Here is a 20,446-nt window from a genome sequence, read left to right on the forward strand (position 1 = left end):
TCACATGTACGCGGTCATAAAAACCGGTGGCAAACAATATAAAGTTGTCGCTGGTGAAAAACTTAAAGTAGAACAGATACCTGCAGACATTGGCTCCGAAATCACCATTGATCAAGTGCTCGCATTGGGCGCTGGCGAGACCATTAAATTTGGTGCTCCATTGGTCGCAGGTGCTACGGTGCTGGCTAAGGTTATAGATCACGGTCGTCACGACAAAGTGCGCATTTTCAAAATGCGTCGTCGTAAGCACTATCAGAAACGTCAAGGCCATCGCCAAAACTACACTGAATTGCAAATCGTTTCTATCAACGGCTAATCTGTAGATCAGCAATCAATCTACCTGTATAAGGAGCTAATTAAAAATGGCACACAAAAAAGGCGGCGGCACCACGCGCAACGGTCGTGACTCAGAATCAAAACGCCTTGGCGTTAAAGTTTACGGCGGCCAAACCATCAATGCTGGCGGCATCATCATTCGTCAACGCGGTACACGCGTGCACGCTGGTGAAAACGTTGGTATGGGCAAAGATCACACTTTGTTCGCTCTGGTCAACGGCAAAGTACAATTCGCAATCAAAGGTGCAGCACGTCACCAGTTCGCAATTGTTGTTGCAGACGCAGCAGCGTAATGCTTTGAAGTAATTCAAAGCAGGGCGCAAGCCAGTATGATAAAAAGGCTCTGCCATCGGTAGGGCCTTTTTAGTTGGATCAGTCTCCGGTCCAGCTCATTGCGGCAATCTCTTACCGCAAGTTCACCTCTCCGTAAGATCACGCTCGCGCTTAAGATCGAAAACAGGTTCTAAGCACTCTGCACAGGCAGTTTGAAGTTAGCCCTTTTAATTTGAAGAAATCCTGTATAAATTTATTGTTCCATCAGGTTACAAAAATTTATACAAGCTTTTTTAGGTGGTAAAAATGAAATTTATTGATGAAGCCCGTATCGAAGTAATCGCCGGCGATGGTGGCAATGGTGTGGCATCCTTTTGCCGAGAAAAATTCCGTCCATTTGGCGGTCCTGACGGTGGTGATGGTGGCCGTGGCGGCAGTATCTGGGCCGTAGCTGACCGTAATATCAACACCCTGGTTGATTATCGCTATTCCAAATTGCATAAAGCCAAAGACGGTGAAAATGGCCGTGGTGCAGACTGTTATGGCAAAGGCGCTGACGATATCCGCCTGCGCATGCCGGTTGGCACGCAAATTTGCGACAGAAATACCGATGAAGTCATCGCTGATCTGACTGAACATGGTCAGGAAGTTGAACTCGTCAAAGGCGGCGAGGGCGGCTGGGGTAATATCCACTTCAAGACTTCGACCAACCGTGCGCCACGTCAGCGCTCTGATGGTAAAGAAGGCGAACGTCGTGAATTGCGCCTGGAATTGAAAGTACTGGCTGACGTAGGTCTCCTGGGGTTGCCAAATGCCGGTAAATCGACTTTCATTACTGCGGTATCGAATGCGCGCCCGAAAATTGCTGATTATCCTTTCACGACCTTGCATCCTAACCTGGGTATGGTCCGTGTCAGCCATGAAAAAAGCTTCGTCATCGCCGACATTCCTGGCCTGATCGAAGGCGCTGCTGATGGCGCAGGTCTGGGCATCCAGTTCTTGAAGCATTTGCAACGCACTGGCTTGCTCTTGCATATTGTTGATCTGGCACCGTTTGATGAAGCCGTCGATCCTGTCAAAGAAGCCAAGGCCCTGATCAAGGAATTGCGTAAATACGACGAAAGCCTGTATGAGAAGCCACGCTGGCTGGTACTCAACAAGCTCGACGTGCTGACTGAAGATGAACGCAAGAAAAAGGTCAAAGACTTTATCAAGCGTTTCGCCTGGAAAGGTCCGGTCTTTGAAATCTCCGCCCTGAACCGCGAAGGTTGTGAAGAGCTGGTGACCGAGATTTATAAATATCTGGAAGAAAAGCGTACGCATGAACAGCGTTCGCAAGAAACCACGATGAAAGAAGAAGCGCAGGGTATCTTGTCCATTGACCCAGATGATCCGCGTTTTAAAGTAATCGAAGACTAAAAGAAAACCTGGTGAAAACCAGGTTTTTTTACGCCTGCCACCAACGACCCATTCCAACTACGCATTAATTGATCGTCAGTTGTTGTTCATCAAGCGCGCCATCTCTTCTGATGCATGGAAGATGAATGATTATTTTGATATTGAAATAATTTCTTTTTAATAATGAAAATCTCATAAAAAGTAGAATATTGCTTTTAAATATGAATTAAATTTAGATTGCATCGATAGTATCCATATAAAGTATAATTTTGATTTGTTTGCCGCTTTCGTGTGGCAACGTCGCCAAATCATATTCGTACTTATTTATGCAATCTGTCATTCAGCAAGCAAAGCGCCTGATCATCAAAGTAGGTTCGTCTCTGGTCACTAATGATGGCAAGGGCCTGGACAAGCAAGCCATCGCCAGATGGGCTGCCCAGATCGCTGGCCTGCGTGCCATGGGCAAGGAAGTGGTGCTGGTCAGTTCAGGTGCTATTGCCGAAGGGCGGCAACGCCTGGGTTTTGAAAAGCGGCCAACTGCCATTCATGAATTGCAGGCTTGTGCTGCGGTAGGCCAGATGGGCCTGGCGCAAATTTACGAAAGCAGTTTTCGTGAGCACCAGCTAGGCACCGCACAAATCTTATTGACGCATGCCGACCTGGCCGACCGTGAACGCTACCTGAATGCGCGTTCCACCCTGTTTACTTTGCTGCGTCTGGGCATAGTCCCCATCATCAATGAAAATGACACGGTGGTCACTGATGAAATCAAGTTTGGTGACAATGACACCCTGGGTGCGCTGGTTGCCAATTTGATTGAAGCTGATGCTTTGATCATCCTGACTGACCAAAAAGGCCTGTATACCGCTGACCCGCGCAAAGACCCGGATGCCACTTTCGTTCATGAAGCCAGGGCAGGTGACCTGGCGCTGGAAGCGATGGCGGGCGGTGCGGGTTCCAGCCTCGGCAGTGGCGGCATGCTGACCAAGATACTGGCAGCAAAGCGTGGTGCCCGCTCAGGTGCACATACTGTCATCGCCTGGGGGCGTGAAGACAATGTTTTACTGCGCCTGGCGCAAGGTGAAGCCATAGGGACACAACTGATTTCGCAAATGGCTCCGGTGGCCGCACGCAAGCAATGGATGATGGATCATTTGCAGACACTGGGCCAGGTTGTACTGGATGCCGGTGCAGTGCAAAAACTGACGCGTGAAGGCAAGTCCTTGTTGCCGATAGGGGTGCTGGATGTGCGCGGTGAATTCAGTCGTGGTGCAGTAGTTACCCTTTGCGATGAAGCGGGTACTTCAGTGGCCAGGGGCTTGATTAACTATTCAAGCGCGGATGCACGGCGCATCAAACGCCATGCCTCTTCTGAAATTGCATCCATACTTGGTTTTGTCGAGGAGTCCGAGCTGATACACCGTGACAACCTGGTTTTGTTGTAAATCGAATATAAAACGGGTAAAAAAATGGGGCTGGATCTGAATTGATCCAGCCCCATTTTTTGTATGTCTTGCTAAGGAATCAGCCTAGTAATACGAGGTTCTCTTGCCACGCAGCTTGTCCAGCAAGACACTGGCTTTGCCTGCGATGGTTTTACCTTCGCAAAAATATTCTGAGAACAAAGTGGCGTGCTGTTTGTTGGCACCGGTGTTCGTGATGGTGTCCCATTGATTGCGGCGGGAACGTGACCATGTGCCATCGGGGCGGCCAAACGCATACAGCTTGACTTCATACGTCTGGCAGCGCAGGCCTTCATAACTGATGTTTTTTGCGCCGCCAGAACTGGTGGCAACCAGGCTGTAGCGGATGGTGCCATCTGCTGCTACGGTCAGTGATTTGGTATCAATCGCGAAAGACTGGCTCGGGCTCTTGTAAAAATTCAAGAGATTTTCAGCTTTCGGTGCCTCTGGCAATTGCAGGGCGACTTCGCGCCACTCCTTGTCTTCTTCCTCTTCATCTGCAGCAAAAGCCTGGCTGACAGGCAGCAAGGCCAGACCGATGATGGCAAGATGGGGGAGGTAGCGTAGTTTGTTATTCAACATAAATTATTTAGACTCTTCCGGCTCGGTTTTCTTGCAATCCTGATTTTTTTCCGCCTGCTGCATTTGTTGCGACTGTTGCTGATTGCGCAAATAACGGTTGCGGTTGGAATTGGGGTGGTCGGTACGGTGCACATAGCGTGACAATTCCTGCAGGGCCAGTTGATACACGCCGCGCTTGAATTCAATCACCACATCCAGTGGTACCCAGTAGTCATGCCAGCGCCAGGCATCAAATTCAGGATGGGTGCTGGCCCGCAGATTGACATCGCAATCACGACCTATCATGCGCAACAAAAACCAGATCTGTTTTTGCCCGCGATAATGCCCGCGGATTTCACGCTTGATAAAATGATCCGGCACTTCATAGCGCAGCCAGTCACGGGTACGCCCTATGACTTTGACATGCTCAGGCAGCAAGCCGGTTTCTTCTTCGAGTTCCCGATACATTGCCTGTTCCGGGGACTCACCATATTTAATGCCACCCTGGGGGAATTGCCAGGAATGCTCGCGCACCCGTTTTCCCCACCAGACTTCATTGTTGGCGTTTAGCAAAATTATGCCAACGTTAGGGCGAAAGCCTTCACGATCCAGCATGTTCAACCTCAAAACTTTCTGTGGCTAAACGGCTTGCTCCTGCAATAGATAGTGTAGAGAGCGTTTGTTTCGTCGCAAAATACCGCGTTTTTCGACGGACAGCCCCCTGGGAGGCGAACAAATCGCAGTTTCCTTCATCAAATGTGCAAAGAGTGGGCGCATTAGCCAGCTAATCCTTTAAAATTGAGTTGATTATAACCCTCCATTTAAAAAGAATCACTGTCATGCGTGCTACACGATTTTTTATTTCCACACTGAAAGAAGCTCCTGCCGATGCCGAGATCGTCAGCCATAAACTGATGATGCGTGCGGGCATGATTAAACGCCTCGGTTCCGGCATCTATAACTACATGCCCATGGGCTTGCGCATTATCCGCAAAGTAGAGAATATTGTTCGTGAAGAAATGAATCGCGCCGGTGCGATCGAGATGCTGATGCCAGTAGTGCAACCTGCAGAACTTTGGCAAGAAACTGGCCGCTGGGACAAGATGGGCCCGGAACTCATGCGCGTCAAAGACCGCCATGGCCGAGATTACATCATCCAGCCGACTTCTGAAGAAGCGATCACTGACGTCATACGCACAGAAATCCGCTCTTACCGTCAATTGCCTGTGAACTTTTATCACATCCAGACCAAGTTCCGTGACGAGCGCCGCCCACGTTTCGGCCTCATGCGTGGCCGTGAATTCACCATGAAAGACGCCTATTCCTTTGACCGCGATGTCGAAGGCATGCAAAAGTCTTATGAAATCATGTACGACGCCTACACCCGTATTTTCCAGCGCTTTGGCCTGGAGTTCCGTGCGGTAGCTGCTGATAATGGTGCGATAGGTGGTTCTGGCTCTCATGAATTCCACGTCATTGCCGACACTGGTGAAGACGCGCTGGTGTATTGCCCGACATCTGACTACGCCGCCAATATGGAAGCGGCAGAAGCCTTGCCTACGCAAACCAGCCGCCCAGCCGCCGCTAGTGCGCTGACCAAGACTGCCACGCCTGGTAAAGCCAAGTGTGAAGATGTCGCGCAATTGCTCAATATTCCGCTGGAAGCTACGGTCAAGTCCATCGTGCTCGCAGTTGATGCTGAAAAAGACAGTGGCAAGCCAGCGCAAATCTGGTTGTTGCTGTTGCGTGGCGATCATGAACTCAATGAAGTCAAGGCAGGCAAGATCGCCGGCCTGGCGAATTACCGCTTTGCGACTGAGGCTGAAATTGTCGAGCATTTCGGCACCAAGCCAGGCTACCTCGGTCCTATCGGTACAAAAAAACCAGTCAATATTGTTGCTGACAGGACCGTCGCCAACATGGCCGACTTTGTCTGTGGCGCGAATGAAGCTGACTTCCATTTCACCGGTGCCAACTGGGGCCGTGATTTGCCTGAGCCAGCAGTTGCTGATTTGCGCAATGTCGTCGCTGGCGATCCATCACCGGATGGCAAGGGTGTACTCGCCATACAGCGCGGTATCGAAGTAGGCCACGTATTCCAGCTCGGCACCCGCTATTCCGACGACATGAAAGCCAGCTTTCTTGACGTGAATGGCAAGCCGCAATTGCTGCAAATGGGATGCTACGGCATAGGCATCACCCGCATCCTGGGTGCAGCCATAGAGCAGAATTTTGATGACAAGGGCATCATCTGGCCAACGGCGATTGCACCGTTTGAAGTCGTCATCTGCCCTATGGGCATGGACCGCAGTGAAGCCGTCAGGACTGAGGCTGAATCGCTGTACGAGGCTTTGATGGCGGCGGGTGTCGATGTGATACTGGATGACCGTGGCGAACGTCCTGGTGCCATGTTTGCTGACTGGGAACTGATAGGCGTGCCGCACCGCATCGTTATCGGTGACCGTGGTCTCAAAGAAGGCAAGCTTGAATATCTGGGCCGTCGCGATACTGAAGCCAGCAATGTGCCTGTGGCCGAGATGCTGACCTTCATCCAGGCCAAAATGGCAGATAAATAAGCCGCAGGATGAAGTATTTTTTCTTGCGCTTTTGCGTCTGGTGCAAAGGAAGAGTGAGCGGTAGCAGCAAGTTTGATCTGCAAGCCAAGCAAGTCACACGGGTCATATGTGAAGGATGGCGAAAATCAATCCTTCAGACGGCGATCTGCCTGTTGGTTGTTTCTGTTTTACCGGCGCAAGCCGGTAATCAAAAAGAAGAAGCCATGGCCGACTCTGTACGTCTTGCACTGGCCAAAGCTGTGTCTGACTCCACGCCACCTAAGCCCACGTTTGCCAATATCGAAGAACGTATCAAATACCTCAACTGGCAAGGCGAGATGGCTACCCGCCTGAAGCGCCGCATACCTGATTTGCAGACCCGCAAGGAATTGCTGGATGCCATCTGGTATGAATCAAAGCGTGCGGGTCTGGATGTTGCCATGGTCATGGGTTTGATACAGGTAGAATCCGCCTTCCGCAAGTATGCGACTTCCGTGGTTGGTGCGCGCGGCTATATGCAGGTCATGCCTTTCTGGTCGCGCGTGATTGGCGATGGAGATGCGAAAAAGCTGTTCCAGATGCAAACCAATCTGCGCTACGGCTGCTCGATTTTGCGCCTGTACATCGATATGGAAAAAGGTGATCTTTATCTCGCATTAGGTCGCTACAACGGCAGCCGTGGCCGTCCTGAATATCCCAAGGCAGTGCTATCCAACTGGAAGAACTGGGAATTCACCAGCTGATTCATTTGCTGAGTAAAATCAGCTTCGCTATTGAGGTAGCAATTAGCGCTACCTCTGGTCTTGTAAAATAGTCCTTTGCATAAATGACGGGTCAAGTATGATCGGGCATTCCAGAATGCCCGATCATATTCAGGATTACACCACGAACCGACATGCAGGCACTCTTTTATCATGAAGAATTTGGCAGTACAGACTGGCGCAAGTTATTGCGTTCTCGCTGGCAATTGCTGCTTGCTGTATTGTCGGTTCATCTCTTGTTAATCCTGTTGTGGCCCAGCATCATCAGGCATAAAAATGAAGTCAGTATGCCGCTGGCTTTTGTAGTGCGCATGCTGGAAGCACCTGTACAGCGCAAGCCAGAACAGACGGCGCCTGTGATCAAACCAGCGATATCACCCAGCCAATTGTCTGCGCCAAATAAACCTCGCACTCCGGTGGTGCCAGCCAACCCCGTTACTCCGGTTAATAATGATGTAGGTACAGGCATCACTGTCGCATCTGTCCCTGCAGCGAACACAGAAACCAGCACACCGACTTTCAGTGGCGATAGCCCCGTCGCCATCCAGCGCGATATCAGCAAAATCATCAAGCAGGTAGAGCGCGAAATGCCAAACCGCATCCTGACCGATATCAAGCCAGAAAAATCATCGATGGTACAATTTGGTATCAATGTCGCCGCAGCAGCCCGTCCGCGTGGTACCAGCTATCAGAACATCATCATGTCAGATGGCACCGCCATGACCAAGGTGACGACACCAGGTGGTACGTATTGTGTGATAGGCGCAAAACCAGGGACGGATATCACCAGGGCACCCGGCATACGGACTGTCAGTTGCGGTAGTTATTGAGAAGAGGCCAGGTCCATGCTGACAGTCCCTTATCATTCGTCTGCTCAACGCAGTGAGTGGCAGATACTGCTTGGCATAATTCTGCTGCATGCAGGCTTGTATCTGGTTTGGCCGCAGTTGAAAGCGCTGCATAAAGACCATCTAACGCCGGGAAATAGCGGCAGTCTGATTTTTTTGAAGCAGCCTGAGCAAGTGAAACTGCCAGATACTACACCAGCCAGGCAGGATGTGACCAAGTCATTCCGTCCGGGCAGGACCGTGACAAGCCCACGGCAAGATTATGCTGCCGATGACCGGACAAAGCCTGTCAGCGACCACCCGCTGTCGATCTCGCCAGTCGAAAAAGAGCTTGCAAGTCCTGAAGCTGACAGGTCTGTTGTTGGCAAGTCGCTTAACCGTGATACGCGGGAGATTATCAATGGTCTCAAAAAAGATTTTCAATACCGTGACCAGGTCAGTGCCAAACCTGCACCTGCAGCGATGGAGAAATTTGGTGCTGCGGTTAAGGCCTCTTCTACCGTCATGCGTGAAAGCTACAAGCATGAAGTACATATACTAGGTGACGGGCGACCAGTCTCGAAAGTGATTACGCCATTCGGGACTTATTGCATCTTGCACCGCAAACCAGGCGAAATCATTGGTAATGAGCTGCCTACCATACCTGTGACATGTGGAAATTTGTAAACCAGAGGCTGAGTAGCGAGGAGTAGTCTTCTATTTCTGGTGAGATGAAATGACCTCAGACGCCTGTGTACATCTGAGGTATGCATGCAATTTGTGAAGTGCTCCAGCAAGTACTAGGCTGCAATCAAATTGATGTCGATGAGGCGCTCAGTTCCATTTCGTATGATTTTCAGCGTGAACTTGCCTTGAGGTGGGGATGCTGCCTGCAAGAGTTCATAGGCATGTTTGCTGTTGATGACCGTGGCGCCATTGATTTCGATGATGACATCGCCAGGTAAAACATTCGCTATAAAAGCTGGCGATTCTTCGCGTACGATATCAATGATAGCCCCGGTGTTGCGTTCCAGGTTTTTTCTGAGTTCAGGTGTCAAATCCAGTGCGACCACGCCCACACGCGGTTTTCTTGTCGATTTGACGAAATAAACGGCGGCCTGGTTATAGCGTTGCTGCTCTGTCGTAAGAGGTACCACAGTCGTGCCATAAGTAGTGCTGGTACCCGAGTAATTGGCGCTGCCCCCGGTGCCATTGACCGTACCTGATGAATAGGTGGTTTTGTTATTGGGCAAGAAAAGCGGGGTCGTAATCGTTCTTGTACCGGCAAATTTGGACGAGAACAGCACCATGATCGCGCCATTTTGTTGCGCTTGTTGAACCATGCCGCGCTCAGATTCCCTTTCCCCGTTGAAGGAGGACTCACCAACCACGATGTAGCCTTTGGAGCGCGCTATTCTTACGTCTCTTGCCAAATCGTCTGATGCAAAAATCTTGGGGGTATCATTTGGTGACAGTGTTTGTACATCCGGCAGTGTTTTCGCGTCTGCATAAGGTTTATAGAATTTCTGGTAGCCGCTGGCACAGCCGGACAGAATTACAGCAAGGGTGAGAATGAGGATGCGACATTGCATAAGGAGCTCCATTATTATTGAGGACATCTGTCGCTACAACATGCGAGCCGGGTAATGAGCACAGCAGCCTGTAAGACCAGCTCAGGAGCTTGTCTGGTGTTTCAGACCGGAGGCGTTTATCTTTTTTTGTTCGCAAGATGCGCCGCAGAGTAAAAGATTTTATCAATTAACCTTTGAGCTGACCATATGGCATCAACGGATATATAGATGTGTGACTTCAAGGATCAGTCAAGGATCAGATGTAGATGCCACAGATTTCTCAGCCTTGGCATGTACCAGGAATCTGCAAAAACAAAAATGCCCGCGCTATGCGGGCATTTTTGTTTGGGATGGGACTAGCTGCTTCCCTTTAAGTTTCCCAAAGCAACTGCGGAAACCTGTTCCTGAAAATCAGGACAGATGACCGGAAATGAGTTTAGTCATTTCAAACATGGACACTTGTTTTTTGCCATCGAAAACGGCTTTCAACTTGTCATCCGCGTTGATGTTGCGTTTGTTTGCTTCATCTTGCAGTTTGTGTTTCTTGATGTATTCCCATACTTTTTTAGTGACTTCAGTACGAGGAATTGCTGCTGCACCGATGACTGCTGCCAGAACTGGGGAGATAGTCATAGGTTTCATGAACGCTGCATTTGGCTTGCGTGCTGCTGCTGGCTTGGCGGCTGCGGCTTTTTTAGGAGCTGCTGCTTTTGCTGCAGGTTTCGCTGCTGCCTTTGGAGCTGCTGCCTTTGCTGCCGGTTTGGCTGCTGGTTTAGCCGCTGGTTTGGCTGCCGGTTTTGCTGCTGGTTTTTTTGGTGCTGTTGCCATAAATAGCCTCCTTCACAAATTTCGTGGACGGAGCTTTGATCGTTTTGAAAAGCTCCTGCATTGCGTCACTTCACGCATCGCTAATAGTGGTGCGGTTTTTACAGGGATGCAAGTGTTTTTTGCGGGTTTTTAGTGAAAAAGTGCAGGAATTTGCCTGTCGTTGGATTTACGCATAAAAAAATGCCGGATTAGCGCCATTTTGGCTGCTATCCGGCATTTTTTCATAGAGGGAAATATGAACAGAAATACTGAGAAAAACTCAGCGTTTACCCGGCATCATTCCCTTCATGCCGCGCAACATCTTCATCATGCCGCCACCACGTAATTTCTTCATCATGGATTGCATTTGCTCAAACTGGGCCAGCATGCGGTTGACTTCCTGTATCTGTACGCCGGCACCTGCGGCGATACGGCGCTTGCGCGAAGCCTTGATCAATTCTGGCTTGGATCTTTCTTGCGGTGTCATGGAATTGATCATGCCTTCCATGCGGCGCACCTGCTTTTCCGCCTGATCCATATTTGCGCCACTGGCCGCCTGCTGCATTTGCGCTGGCAACTTGTCCATCAGGTTGGCCAGGCCGCCCATGTTCTTCATCTGCGAAATCTGCATCTTGAAGTCATTCATGTCGAACTTGCCGCCATCCTTTATCTTGTGCGCCAGGTCCTGTGCGGCTGCCACGTCCATGCCTTTTTGGGCCGATTCCACCAACGCCAGGATGTCACCCATGCCCAGGATACGGTTGGCCATGCGGGTGGCATCGAAAGATTCCAGGCCATCGAGTTTTTCAGCAACACCAACGAATTTGATTGGTTTACCAGTGATATGACGTACTGACAGCGCAGCACCGCCACGTGCGTCACCATCAAGCTTGGTCAGTACCACACCTGTCAAAGGCAGGGCGTCATTAAAGGCTTTGGCAGTATTGACGGCATCCTGACCCAGCATGGCATCGACCACGAACAGGGTTTCTATCGGTTTGACGGCAGCATGGACGGCAGCAATCTCCTGCATCATCGCTTCATCTATACCCAGGCGACCGGCAGTATCGATGATCAGCACATCGTGATAATGCTTCTTGGCGTAATCCAGTGCAGCCAGGGCGATATCCACTGGCTTGTCAGTAGGCAGGGAGGGGAAAAAGTCTGCGCCAACCTGCGCTGTCACCGTCTGCAACTGCCCTATCGCGGCAGGACGGTACACGTCGGCAGAAACGGTTAATACCTTTTTCTTTTTTTGCTCTTTCAGATATTTGGCCAGCTTACCGACCGTCGTGGTTTTACCGGCGCCCTGTAAACCTGCCATCAGGATGATTGCCGGTGGCTGGCAGTTAAAACTTAGTTGGGATGCTTCTTCACCCAGGTCGGCACCCATCAGGGCTGCCAGTTCTTTTTGTACCACGCCAACCAGGGCCTGACCTGGTGTCAGGGAAGAAATGACTTCTTCTCCCATGGCTTTTTCTTTGACGCGGGCGATCAGTTCACGTACTGCGGGCAGGGCAACGTCTGCCTCCAGCAAGGCCATGCGCACTTCACGCAACATGTCGGCGGTATTGGATTCAGTCAGACGGGCTTCGCCGCGCATGGTCTTGACGACTTTGGCTAGGCGCTGGGTAAGATTATCGAGCATGTTGGCTTAGGGGGATATTAAGAAAATTTCAATAGGGCGGTGCTCACTGCTGCCTGCAACAGGTGGTAGCAGCAGTTCAGTGGCAACAACAGCAGACATTTTACCTGAAGCCGTGACAGAGTCTGGCATTTCGCCTGTTTCAAGCTGATGTACAGAGGAGATGTGGTCAAAATTCCGAAAATCCAGAATTATTTCAAATGTCTGTGCGGATTTTCAGACGCATGAGGGATACTACTGATATATTTTACTCAAAAAATCAGTTAAAACCGGGGTGCGGGCTTTCATTCGTGCTTGGTATGAAGTCTGCTAATAAGAGTGCTATCCCAGAGCTTGTTACAAAATCAAGATGGCTGCACATTCCTTGCAATGTCAGCCATGTTTTGTCGCCAGTTCAAAAATAGACGCTCAATAATCTGGAGACAATCATGAGACGACTTCATCGTGCCTGGCGCCTGCCACGCATACTTACCCTGTGCACCCTGATTGCTTCGTCCGGCTACAGCCTGGCAGAGGAAGGTGTCACTGACAGTAGCATATTAATAGGACAAACCGTAGGCCTGACCGGACAGATTGCCGGGCCTGTCAAAGAAATGAATGCTGGTGCTGCCGCTTATTTCAACCAGATCAACAAGAATGGCGGCGTGCATGGCCGCAAGATAGAGCTGCACATTGTCGATGACAAGTTTGATCCCGTGATTGCCGCTGCCAATGCCGAGACACTGATCAAGAAAGACCATGTCTTTGCCTTGTTCCAGTCGCGCGGCACGCCGCATACCCAGGCTATCCTTCCTATACTGGCGTCCAGCAAGGTGCCGCTGGTGGCACCGAGTACCGGTGCGGCAGTGTTCCATAATCCGGTTAACCGCTATGTATTCAATGTCAGGGCCAGGTATCAGGATGAAGTAAAAAAGGCTGTTGAGCAGTTTTCTACCATAGGCCTCAAAGATATCGCCATCGTGCATGTCGATGATACTTTCGGTGGCGATGGGCTGATCGGTTTTACCAATGCGATGGACAGCTTCAAACTCAAGCCATCCCTGATCAGTAAATATGACAGGGCAAAACCTGACGTACCCAAGGCAATTGATGAAGTAACCAAGTCTACCGCCAAGGCAGTGATCATCGTCGGTTCTGCCACTACCGTGGCAGAACTGATCCGTGGTTTGCGTGCCAAAGGCAGCACCGTACAAATCATGACACTGTCAAATAATGCTTCGCAGTCCTTCATTGATTCCCTCGGGCCGGTGGCAACTGGCGTGATGGTGTCACAGATTATGCCTGCTCCCCATCTGGTATCTTCTACTCTGGGGCAAGAATTCAAGACCATTGCCAAAGACAATGGTGTGGCACCATCTTATGCAGCGATGGAAGGTTTCGTTTCTGCCAAATTGCTGGTGGAGGGCTTGAAGCGGGCAGGCAAGGGCCTGACGCGAGAAGGCCTGATACGCGCGCTGGAGTCCATGCACAAGGTCGATCTGGGCGGTGTCACCGTGACTTACAGTGATCGCGACCATAGCGGCAGTGAGTTTGTTGATCTGACGATGATAGGGCGGGATGGCAAGTTCTTGCGCTAATGTATACCTCAGTGCGAAAACACGGAATGCGTAGCAGTGATAATCCGGGTTTTCGCATCGCGTTTGCATAAACTCACATGAAAACTTGAATGAAATCAGTTGTTTACTAAAATTCTCGTGCTGGCACAATATCTGCTAATCAGTACGCGTAGGAAAAAATCAAATCAAAACCCAGGAGACAAAGATGTTCAAAAAGATTTTGCTTGCCAGCCTTATTACTTCCGGATTGTTTGCCAGTGTTGCCCAGGCTCAGGAGGTTGTCAGGCTGGGTAACCTCAAATTCGCTCATTACGGCGCAGTTTCCTATATCAAGGAAATCGCTCCCAAATGCGGCATCAAGGTAGAAGAGCGCGTATTCGCCAAAGGCCTTGATGCCATGCAGGCCGTGATTGCCGGCGAGCTGGATGTAGGAGCAGTCTCTTCAGAGGCAACCATATCAGCCCGTGCCAGTGGTGCACCGATATACCTGGTCGCCGGTTTTGCCAAAGGCGGCGCCCGCCTGGTAGGGCGTGCTGATCTGGGCATGAAGACCGTCAAGGATTTAAAAGGCAAGAAAGTTGGTGTGACCCGTGGTGGTATCCAGGATATCTTGCTGGCAGCCGAGCTGTCACAACACGGCCTGACTTATTCCGATCAACCAGGCAAGGATGTGCAAATCATTTACCTCGGTTTCCCTGACCTGAACCAGGCTCTGCTGGGTAAAAATATCGACGCGATCATGCAGTCCGAGCCTTATTCTTCCCAGGCTATCAACAAGGGTTTTGGCAATGAAATCATCAAGCCTTACGATACCCCGATAGGCGAACCAGTCCGTACCATGGTCATGACCGAGAAGTTCTATAAAGAGCGTCGCCCGGTTGCTGAAAAATTCATGCGCTGTTTTGTTGAGGCGACCAAGACCTTTATCGACAATAAAGAGCTGGCTGAAAAATATGTACGTGAAAACATGTTCAAAGGTCAAATCAGTCACGAAGACTTTGTCAATGCCATCGAAAACTCACCTTATTCGTATGACATAACACCAGAGCATATACAGATCACCACCGATCTGATGCAAAAATATGGCGTAGGCAGAATGGCCAAACCACCTGTTGCCAAGGATTGGGTGAAAACTGATCTGCTGGATCAGGCCAAAAAGTCTTTGAGTATCAAGTAAGTCCCTGCGACATCAGTGATCGTGGCAATGCCTGACAGCATCTGCCACGACACAATCAAATATTTCTAAGGAAGAGCAATGAAAAAGAATTGGCGTATATTTGGCGCAGGACTGATTGTGCCCATTGTATTAATACTTGTCTGGCATACCTTCACGGTCCGGGGCTGGGTCAACCCGCAGATGCTGCCAGCACCACTGGATGTATTAAAGAAGTGGATAGAGTATGGCAGCCCGAGAGAAGCATTTAACCCGGCAGTAGAGAGTTGGCTATCCTGGATATTTTCAGGCGAGATGGTACGCGATATCATGGGCAGTATGTATCGTGTGTTCGCTGGCTTTTTGATTGGCACGATGCTGGCCCTGCCATTAGGTTTGATCATGGGTACCAATCAACGGATTTTTGTCTTGTTGAATCCTTTGGTTCAATTGCATCGCCCCATTCCACCGATTGCGTTTACTCCTCTGGCTATTTTGTGGTTCGGTTTGGGTGACGCTCCTGCGATTTTCCTGATTTCGATAGGCGCATTTTTCCCTGTGCTCATGAATACCATCGCTGGCGTGCATCATGTCGATAGCATTTATATCCGCGCTGCGCGCAATCTAGGGGCAAATCAGTTCACCATGTTTTTGCGCGTCATTTTGCCTGCTGCCGTGCCTTACATTTTATCTGGCGTGAGAATTGGTATAGGTAGCGCCTTCATTTGCGTGATCATCGCTGAAATGCTCGCTGTGAATAATGGTATAGGTTTCCGGATTCAGGAAGCGCGTGAATACTTCTGGACCGATAAAATTATTGCAGGCATGTACACCATCGGTTTCCTGGGTCTGGCAATTGATATTGCAATGAATAAACTAAATAATTACTTGCTGCGTTGGCATCGTGGATTGGAGAGCTGAGATGAATAAGACACATATAAAAATCCAGGGCGTGAATAAGATTTTCAAGACTGTGGATAAAGAAGTTGTCGCACTCAAGAATATTGAGCTGGATATTCCGGAAGGACAATTCGTTTGTTTACTGGGACCTTCAGGCTGCGGGAAATCTACCCTGCTCAATGCTGTGGCTGGTTTTTCACTGCCAACTTCAGGCACGATTACCGCCAATAACATCGTCGTCAATGCCCCAGGTCCAGACCGTGGCATGGTGTTCCAGGAATATGCATTGTTCCCCTGGATGACGGTGGAGCAGAACATCGCCTTTGGCCTGGAAATCAAGGGCATGGCCAAGGCAGAAATTCAGCAGCGTGTTGCCAGCCTGCTGGCTATGCTGGGTCTGAGTGATTTCAAGGCACGCTTTCCCAAGGATTTGTCTGGCGGTATGCGTCAGCGCGTTGCAATTGCCCGTGTATTGGCGCTGGATTCGCCTATCATGTTAATGGATGAACCCTTCGGTGCGCTGGATGCCCTGACACGCCGTAACTTGCAGGATGAGTTGCTGCGCATCTGGTCAGAACTGAAGAAAACCATCATCTTTGTTACCCATAGTATAGAAGAGGCAATTTACCTGGCTGACCGTATCATCGTCATGACTTACCGGCCAGGTACGGTGAAAAAAGACCTGATCGTTGAGCTGCCACGTTCGCGCGACCCTTCTGATCCTGGCTTCAATGCCTTGAAGCGTGAACTTGGTCAACTGGTTATGGAAGAGCAGCAAAGACATCACAATGATGAATTGAAGATGGCGGCAGTGGATTGAGCAGTAAATAGAAACTAGTAGCCTGGACGCGCCCATAAAAATCATAAGGAGAGACATCATGCTGAAATTCGTACGAATGGTAGTAGCGGGATTGGTTTTCTTGTTGGGCGCGTCCAGTCATGCGCAAAATGCCCATGGCACGGCGCCTGAGGCAGTCGCCATGGTGCAAAAAGTCATTGCCAGTATCAAGGCGAACGGTAAGGAAAAGACTTTTGCTGACGTCAATAATTTGCAGGGGCCTTTCCGTGACCGCGACCTGTATGTCACCATCAATGATATGAATGGCAAGAATCTGGCGCACGGTGCAAATGCCAAGATGCAGGGCAAGGACTTGATGGATTTAAAAGATGCCGATGGCAAGCTGTTTGTACGCGAACGTATGGAGCTCGCCAAAACCAAGGGTAAGGGTTGGCAAGACTATAAGTTTGTCAATCCTGTCTCGAAACAGATAGAACAAAAATCCATGTACTTTGAAAAGTATGAAGACATCGTTATCAACTGTGGTATCTATAAGTAAGCGCTTGTGACAGCGTCGCCTGTTGACAGTGCCCGTCACCGGCGCCTGATCTTTATTTGCGTGGTGGTGGTATGCATTGCGCTGGTGGTCGCCAGTTATTTTGTGGCGGCCAGCATTGCCAGGGACAATAGTCGTCAGGCCGGTGACAGGCAGTTGCAGATCATTGCGCTGGATATAGAATCTGTACTTGAGCGTTACGAAACCCTGCCTTTTGCGATTTCATACCTGCCCATGACGGCAGAGGCTTTGTTGCACAAGGAAGATGGCAAGCTGACGCAGGCCCTGAACCTGAGTTTGCAAGAACTGGCAGAGCAAGCCAAAGTCGCTGCCATCTACCTCATGGATGTGCAGGGTAATACCATCGCCGCCAGTAACTGGAATACTGAACAAACCTATCTGGGCCAGAACTTTGCTTTCAGGCCCTATTTTTCTGAAGCCTTAAAACAGGTCAAGCCCGGACATTTTTATGCGATAGGCAATACCACCAATATCCCTGGCTATTTTATTTCCCAGCCCGTGTATCCACCCGGCAGCAAACGTGGCAGCCAGGCACCGATAGGCGTGATCGCCGTCAAGATTATCCTCAACGAATTTGAGCAAGCCTGGGGCAGTAGTGAAGAACCCATCGCACTCAGCGACAGACATGGCGTCGTGTTTTTAAGTAACCGCGCCTCCTGGAAATACCATAGCCTTCAAAACCTGTCGCCTGTTGTGCAGCAGGATTTAAAGGCGACTTTGCAATACGGTGGCAAGCACATAGAATCCATTGCCCAATTGCCGCTGAAAGACAAGAAAGGCTATGACGACTATCTGCAAAGACCGATAGGCCGTTTGAACTGGCAGTTGATGTTATTCCCTGATCAGGGGAAAGCGGTGCGGGCGGGTTTGCAATCTGCGCTGGTGGTGGCTTTGATACTAGGCATAGCGCTGGCCTTTGCTGCCGTGTTTGACCAGCGCCGCCGCAGGTTGGAAGAAGGCCGCCTGGCGCAACGTGCCCTGAAGAAGGCAGCAGATGAACTGGAACTGCATATCGCCGAGCGCACCCGGCAATTGACGCAGGCGAATGCAGAGCTTGAAAGCCGCTACCTGACACTCAAGCAGACTGAAAACCTGCTGCGCTCTACCCAGAATGAAATGGTGCAGGCTGGCAAACTGGCCATGCTGGGCCAGATGGCTACCGGCATCACCCATGAATTGAATCAGCCACTGACCGCCATACGCGCCTTTGCCGATAACGCCATCACCTTCATGAACCGTGGTAAGGCTGAGCAGGTTTTGGCAAATCTGGAGCATATCAGCCACGCCAGTGAGCGCATGGGCAGCATCATTGCCCAGCTCAAGGGTTTTGCCCGGAAGAGCCCTAACGCGATTGCCGAAGTCGATGTGCAGACAGCCATTCAGTCCGCGGTCAGTTTGTTGCGCAGCGAAACTGACAGGCGTGGCGTCAAATTAAGTGTGCATGTAGATGAGCCCGCCCGGGTGCTGGGTGATACCGTCAGGATAGAACAGGTTTTGATCAACCTGATACGCAATGCACTGGATGCGGTAGAAAACAGCCCAGTCAGGGAAGTAGATGTCAGGCTTAGTAGCGAACAGGGCATGGCCAGAATCACGATAGCAGACACAGGTACGGGCATACCCGAGCATGTGGCCGGCCATTTGTTTGAACCATTTTTTACGACAAAGGAAATTGGCCAGGGATTGGGCCTGGGGCTGGCGATTTCCTCTTCCATCGTGCAGGCCATGAATGGCAGCCTGGTAGCAGATAACCGCCCGGAAGGTGGCGCTGAATTTACAGTCTGTATCCCGCTGGCTGATCAGGCGAGTACAAGTTAGTACAGACTGATCGCGCATGACTGTATATATAGTTAAGGAAACAGTATGACTCAAATGCTCGCTATATTAATAGAGGATGAGCAGGCAGTGCGCCTGGCAACGACCCAGACGCTGGAGCTCGGTGGTTTTGAAGTGCAGGCCTGCGCCAGTGCAGAACTGGCCGATGCTTATATCAAGGCAGGCTATGCCGGCATTATCGTCACTGATGTACGCTTGCCGGGCAAGTCTGGCCTGGACGTATTGGAAAAAGTGCGCGGCATTGATGCCGAGCTGCCTGTCATTATTATTACTGGTCATGGCGACGTCAGCATGGCGGTAGAAGCCATGCGCCATGGTGCTTACGATTTTCTGGAAAAACCTTTCGCGGCTGAACGCCTGCTTGACGCCTGCCTGCGCGCCCAAGAAAAGCGGCGGCTGGTCATGGAAAACCGCAAGCTCAAATTATCCTGGCTCAATCATGCGGCCACACCAGACCTGATAGGCCAAAGTCCGCAGATAGAAAAAGTCAGGAAATTCATACAAAGCATAGGCCCGACACAGGTTGATGTCTTGATCAATGGTGCGACCGGTTCCGGCAAGGAAGTGGTGGCGCGGCAATTGCATCTGGCCAGTGGCTGCAAGGGCGAATTTGTCGCCATCAATTGCGGTGCCTTGCCAGAGTCTGTTTTCGAAAGCGAGATTTTCGGTCATGAAGCTGGGGCTTTCACCAGTGCGCAGAAACGCCGCATAGGCAAGCTGGAATATGCACAGGGTGGTACGGTATTTCTTGATGAAATTGAAAGTATGCCGCTGAACCTGCAAATCAAATTGCTCAGGGTTTTGCAAGAGCGCAGTCTCGAAAGACTGGGTGGCAATCAATTGATCGCGCTGGATTGCCGCATCATAGCCGCCACCAAAATGGATTTGCTCAAGCTCAGCGCACAAGGACAATTCCGCGAAGACTTGTACTACCGCCTCAGCGTCGTCACCATGCATTTGCCCAGGCTGAATGAAAGGCGCGAAGATATTCCTTTGCTGTTATCGTATTTTGTACAGCGGGCAGCGTTGCGTTATCAAAAGCAAGCGCCGCTGTTATCTCCTATTCACATGCAGCAATGGATGCAGGCAGACTGGCAGGGCAATGTACGTGAGTTGCGCAATTTCGCCGATCAACTGGTACTGGGAGTGGCTGAATTTGCGGATCTGCCCGCTCCTCATACCGGACAAGTCCAGGCGATGGCTGCTTACAGCCTGCCTGAAAAACTGGATGTGTATGAAGCCAGCCTGATACAGGTTGCACTGGAAAAGAGCGCCAATAATGTAGCAGCCGCTGCCGAAGCGCTGGGCATACCCAAGAAAACCCTGTACGACAAGATGAAAAAATATCAAAAAACCTTGTCATCAATCAATCCGCTGGCAAGTTAGGGCGCACTTGTGGAAACTGCTGAACATGCATAATCCGACTTTTCATGCGACATGGTGTAAACT

At 50.4% G+C, this 20,446-nt stretch carries 20 protein-coding genes; 15 read left to right on the forward strand and 5 right to left on the reverse strand.

Features of this window, described 5'->3' with window-relative positions; translation table 11 throughout:
- Positions 1 to 4 precede the first annotated feature (4 nt).
- The 4 genes from rplU to proB all read left to right on the forward strand — a co-directional run bounded on the left by rplU (position 5) and on the right by proB (position 3,452).
- Complete coding sequence (rplU, locus tag ACO0LN_RS16740) at positions 5 to 316, forward strand: 50S ribosomal protein L21 (RefSeq protein WP_110255243.1); 312 nt, start codon at positions 5 to 7, stop codon at positions 314 to 316.
- A 46-nt stretch (positions 317 to 362) separates the two neighbouring features.
- The gene (gene rpmA / locus ACO0LN_RS16745) at positions 363 to 629 is read left to right on the forward strand and encodes a 50S ribosomal protein L27 (protein ID WP_422949546.1); all 267 of its coding nucleotides are present in this window, start codon (positions 363 to 365) and stop codon (positions 627 to 629) included.
- A 286-nt stretch (positions 630 to 915) separates the two neighbouring features.
- Positions 916 to 2,028, forward strand: a complete 1,113-nt coding sequence (gene obgE / locus ACO0LN_RS16750; protein ID WP_110255241.1) for a GTPase ObgE — start codon at positions 916 to 918, stop codon at positions 2,026 to 2,028.
- A 305-nt stretch (positions 2,029 to 2,333) separates the two neighbouring features.
- Complete coding sequence (gene proB, locus ACO0LN_RS16755) at positions 2,334 to 3,452, forward strand: glutamate 5-kinase (protein ID WP_422949545.1); 1,119 nt, start codon at positions 2,334 to 2,336, stop codon at positions 3,450 to 3,452.
- Between the two features lie 84 nt (positions 3,453 to 3,536).
- Here the strand turns inward: proB and ACO0LN_RS16760 are convergent, their stop codons facing one another.
- Both ACO0LN_RS16760 and ACO0LN_RS16765 read right to left on the reverse strand, forming a co-directional pair.
- The gene (locus ACO0LN_RS16760; RefSeq protein ID WP_422975719.1) at positions 3,537 to 4,052 is read right to left on the reverse strand and encodes a CNP1-like family protein; all 516 of its coding nucleotides are present in this window, start codon (positions 4,050 to 4,052) and stop codon (positions 3,537 to 3,539) included.
- A gap of 3 nt (positions 4,053 to 4,055) precedes the next feature.
- Positions 4,056 to 4,646, reverse strand: a complete 591-nt coding sequence (locus ACO0LN_RS16765; protein WP_422975721.1) for an RNA pyrophosphohydrolase — start codon at positions 4,644 to 4,646, stop codon at positions 4,056 to 4,058.
- A gap of 224 nt (positions 4,647 to 4,870) precedes the next feature.
- Between ACO0LN_RS16765 and ACO0LN_RS16770 the strand changes: the two genes are divergently transcribed.
- The 4 genes from ACO0LN_RS16770 (at position 4,871) to ACO0LN_RS16785 (ending at position 8,861) form a co-directional block, all read left to right on the forward strand.
- On the forward strand, positions 4,871 to 6,607 hold the full coding sequence (locus ACO0LN_RS16770; protein ID WP_422975723.1) for a proline--tRNA ligase: 1,737 nt from the start codon (positions 4,871 to 4,873) through the stop codon (positions 6,605 to 6,607).
- 203 nt (positions 6,608 to 6,810) lie between these two features.
- The gene (locus tag ACO0LN_RS16775) at positions 6,811 to 7,329 is read left to right on the forward strand and encodes a lytic transglycosylase domain-containing protein (protein ID WP_162061754.1); all 519 of its coding nucleotides are present in this window, start codon (positions 6,811 to 6,813) and stop codon (positions 7,327 to 7,329) included.
- Between the two features lie 152 nt (positions 7,330 to 7,481).
- Positions 7,482 to 8,177, forward strand: coding sequence for a hypothetical protein (locus tag ACO0LN_RS16780; RefSeq protein WP_422975726.1), 696 nt, complete (start codon positions 7,482 to 7,484; stop codon positions 8,175 to 8,177).
- Positions 8,178 to 8,192: 15 nt separating this feature from the next.
- Positions 8,193 to 8,861: a hypothetical protein gene (locus ACO0LN_RS16785; protein ID WP_422975728.1), complete on the forward strand. Its 669-nt coding sequence runs from the start codon at positions 8,193 to 8,195 to the stop codon at positions 8,859 to 8,861.
- A gap of 113 nt (positions 8,862 to 8,974) precedes the next feature.
- Here ACO0LN_RS16785 and ACO0LN_RS16790 read toward each other — a convergent pair whose 3' ends face one another.
- From ACO0LN_RS16790 to ffh, 3 genes are all read right to left on the reverse strand, one after another.
- Positions 8,975 to 9,766 (reverse strand): PDZ domain-containing protein, encoded by a 792-nt coding sequence (locus ACO0LN_RS16790; protein ID WP_422975730.1) that lies wholly within the window; start codon positions 9,764 to 9,766, stop codon positions 8,975 to 8,977.
- 390 nt (positions 9,767 to 10,156) lie between these two features.
- A complete protein-coding gene (locus tag ACO0LN_RS16795) occupies positions 10,157 to 10,573 on the reverse strand; it encodes an SWIB/MDM2 domain-containing protein (RefSeq protein WP_422975732.1) in 417 nt (138 codons plus the stop codon).
- 259 nt (positions 10,574 to 10,832) lie between these two features.
- Positions 10,833 to 12,200, reverse strand: coding sequence for a signal recognition particle protein (ffh, locus tag ACO0LN_RS16800; protein WP_162057706.1), 1,368 nt, complete (start codon positions 12,198 to 12,200; stop codon positions 10,833 to 10,835).
- A gap of 425 nt (positions 12,201 to 12,625) precedes the next feature.
- On the opposite strand from ffh, the gene ACO0LN_RS16805 reads away from it, so the two are divergent.
- The 7 genes from ACO0LN_RS16805 to ACO0LN_RS16835 all read left to right on the forward strand — a co-directional run bounded on the left by ACO0LN_RS16805 (position 12,626) and on the right by ACO0LN_RS16835 (position 20,383).
- Positions 12,626 to 13,774, forward strand: coding sequence for an ABC transporter substrate-binding protein (locus tag ACO0LN_RS16805; RefSeq protein WP_422975734.1), 1,149 nt, complete (start codon positions 12,626 to 12,628; stop codon positions 13,772 to 13,774).
- Between the two features lie 184 nt (positions 13,775 to 13,958).
- Complete coding sequence (locus tag ACO0LN_RS16810; protein ID WP_422975736.1) at positions 13,959 to 14,930, forward strand: ABC transporter substrate-binding protein; 972 nt, start codon at positions 13,959 to 13,961, stop codon at positions 14,928 to 14,930.
- A 78-nt stretch (positions 14,931 to 15,008) separates the two neighbouring features.
- The gene (locus ACO0LN_RS16815) at positions 15,009 to 15,827 is read left to right on the forward strand and encodes an ABC transporter permease (RefSeq protein WP_422975738.1); all 819 of its coding nucleotides are present in this window, start codon (positions 15,009 to 15,011) and stop codon (positions 15,825 to 15,827) included.
- Between the two features lies 1 nt (position 15,828).
- Positions 15,829 to 16,626, forward strand: a complete 798-nt coding sequence (locus tag ACO0LN_RS16820; RefSeq protein ID WP_422975740.1) for an ABC transporter ATP-binding protein — start codon at positions 15,829 to 15,831, stop codon at positions 16,624 to 16,626.
- 58 nt (positions 16,627 to 16,684) lie between these two features.
- Positions 16,685 to 17,143, forward strand: coding sequence for a cache domain-containing protein (locus ACO0LN_RS16825; RefSeq protein WP_422975742.1), 459 nt, complete (start codon positions 16,685 to 16,687; stop codon positions 17,141 to 17,143).
- Positions 17,144 to 17,149: 6 nt separating this feature from the next.
- Positions 17,150 to 18,979 carry a sensor histidine kinase gene (locus tag ACO0LN_RS16830; RefSeq protein ID WP_422975743.1) on the forward strand — a complete coding sequence of 610 codons (1,830 nt, stop codon included), beginning with the start codon at positions 17,150 to 17,152 and terminating at the stop codon, positions 18,977 to 18,979.
- A gap of 45 nt (positions 18,980 to 19,024) precedes the next feature.
- On the forward strand, positions 19,025 to 20,383 hold the full coding sequence (locus ACO0LN_RS16835) for a sigma-54-dependent transcriptional regulator (RefSeq protein WP_422975745.1): 1,359 nt from the start codon (positions 19,025 to 19,027) through the stop codon (positions 20,381 to 20,383).
- The last annotated feature ends 63 nt before the right edge of the window (positions 20,384 to 20,446 follow it).

The sequence above is a fragment of the Undibacterium sp. TC9W genome, assembly GCF_049339865.1.
In the GTDB taxonomy this organism is placed as follows: Bacteria; Pseudomonadota; Gammaproteobacteria; order Burkholderiales; family Burkholderiaceae_D; genus Undibacterium.

Coding starts and splice junctions, on each gene's coding strand:
- obgE (WP_110255241.1), top strand. CDS start 916: ATGAAATTTATTGATGAAGCCCGTATCGAAGTAATCGCCGGCGATGGT.
- ACO0LN_RS16760 (WP_422975719.1), bottom strand. CDS start 4,052: ATGTTGAATAACAAACTACGCTACCTCCCCCATCTTGCCATCATCGGT.
- proB (WP_422949545.1), top strand. CDS start 2,334: ATGCAATCTGTCATTCAGCAAGCAAAGCGCCTGATCATCAAAGTAGGT.
- ACO0LN_RS16810 (WP_422975736.1), top strand. CDS start 13,959: ATGTTCAAAAAGATTTTGCTTGCCAGCCTTATTACTTCCGGATTGTTT.
- ACO0LN_RS16815 (WP_422975738.1), top strand. CDS start 15,009: ATGAAAAAGAATTGGCGTATATTTGGCGCAGGACTGATTGTGCCCATT.
- ACO0LN_RS16835 (WP_422975745.1), top strand. CDS start 19,025: ATGACTCAAATGCTCGCTATATTAATAGAGGATGAGCAGGCAGTGCGC.
- ACO0LN_RS16785 (WP_422975728.1), top strand. CDS start 8,193: ATGCTGACAGTCCCTTATCATTCGTCTGCTCAACGCAGTGAGTGGCAG.
- ffh (WP_162057706.1), bottom strand. CDS start 12,200: ATGCTCGATAATCTTACCCAGCGCCTAGCCAAAGTCGTCAAGACCATG.
- ACO0LN_RS16825 (WP_422975742.1), top strand. CDS start 16,685: ATGCTGAAATTCGTACGAATGGTAGTAGCGGGATTGGTTTTCTTGTTG.
- rpmA (WP_422949546.1), top strand. CDS start 363: ATGGCACACAAAAAAGGCGGCGGCACCACGCGCAACGGTCGTGACTCA.
- ACO0LN_RS16805 (WP_422975734.1), top strand. CDS start 12,626: ATGAGACGACTTCATCGTGCCTGGCGCCTGCCACGCATACTTACCCTG.
- ACO0LN_RS16765 (WP_422975721.1), bottom strand. CDS start 4,646: ATGCTGGATCGTGAAGGCTTTCGCCCTAACGTTGGCATAATTTTGCTA.
- ACO0LN_RS16775 (WP_162061754.1), top strand. CDS start 6,811: ATGGCCGACTCTGTACGTCTTGCACTGGCCAAAGCTGTGTCTGACTCC.
- ACO0LN_RS16820 (WP_422975740.1), top strand. CDS start 15,829: ATGAATAAGACACATATAAAAATCCAGGGCGTGAATAAGATTTTCAAG.
- ACO0LN_RS16770 (WP_422975723.1), top strand. CDS start 4,871: ATGCGTGCTACACGATTTTTTATTTCCACACTGAAAGAAGCTCCTGCC.
- ACO0LN_RS16780 (WP_422975726.1), top strand. CDS start 7,482: ATGCAGGCACTCTTTTATCATGAAGAATTTGGCAGTACAGACTGGCGC.
- ACO0LN_RS16795 (WP_422975732.1), bottom strand. CDS start 10,573: ATGGCAACAGCACCAAAAAAACCAGCAGCAAAACCGGCAGCCAAACCA.
- ACO0LN_RS16790 (WP_422975730.1), bottom strand. CDS start 9,766: ATGCAATGTCGCATCCTCATTCTCACCCTTGCTGTAATTCTGTCCGGC.
- rplU (WP_110255243.1), top strand. CDS start 5: ATGTACGCGGTCATAAAAACCGGTGGCAAACAATATAAAGTTGTCGCT.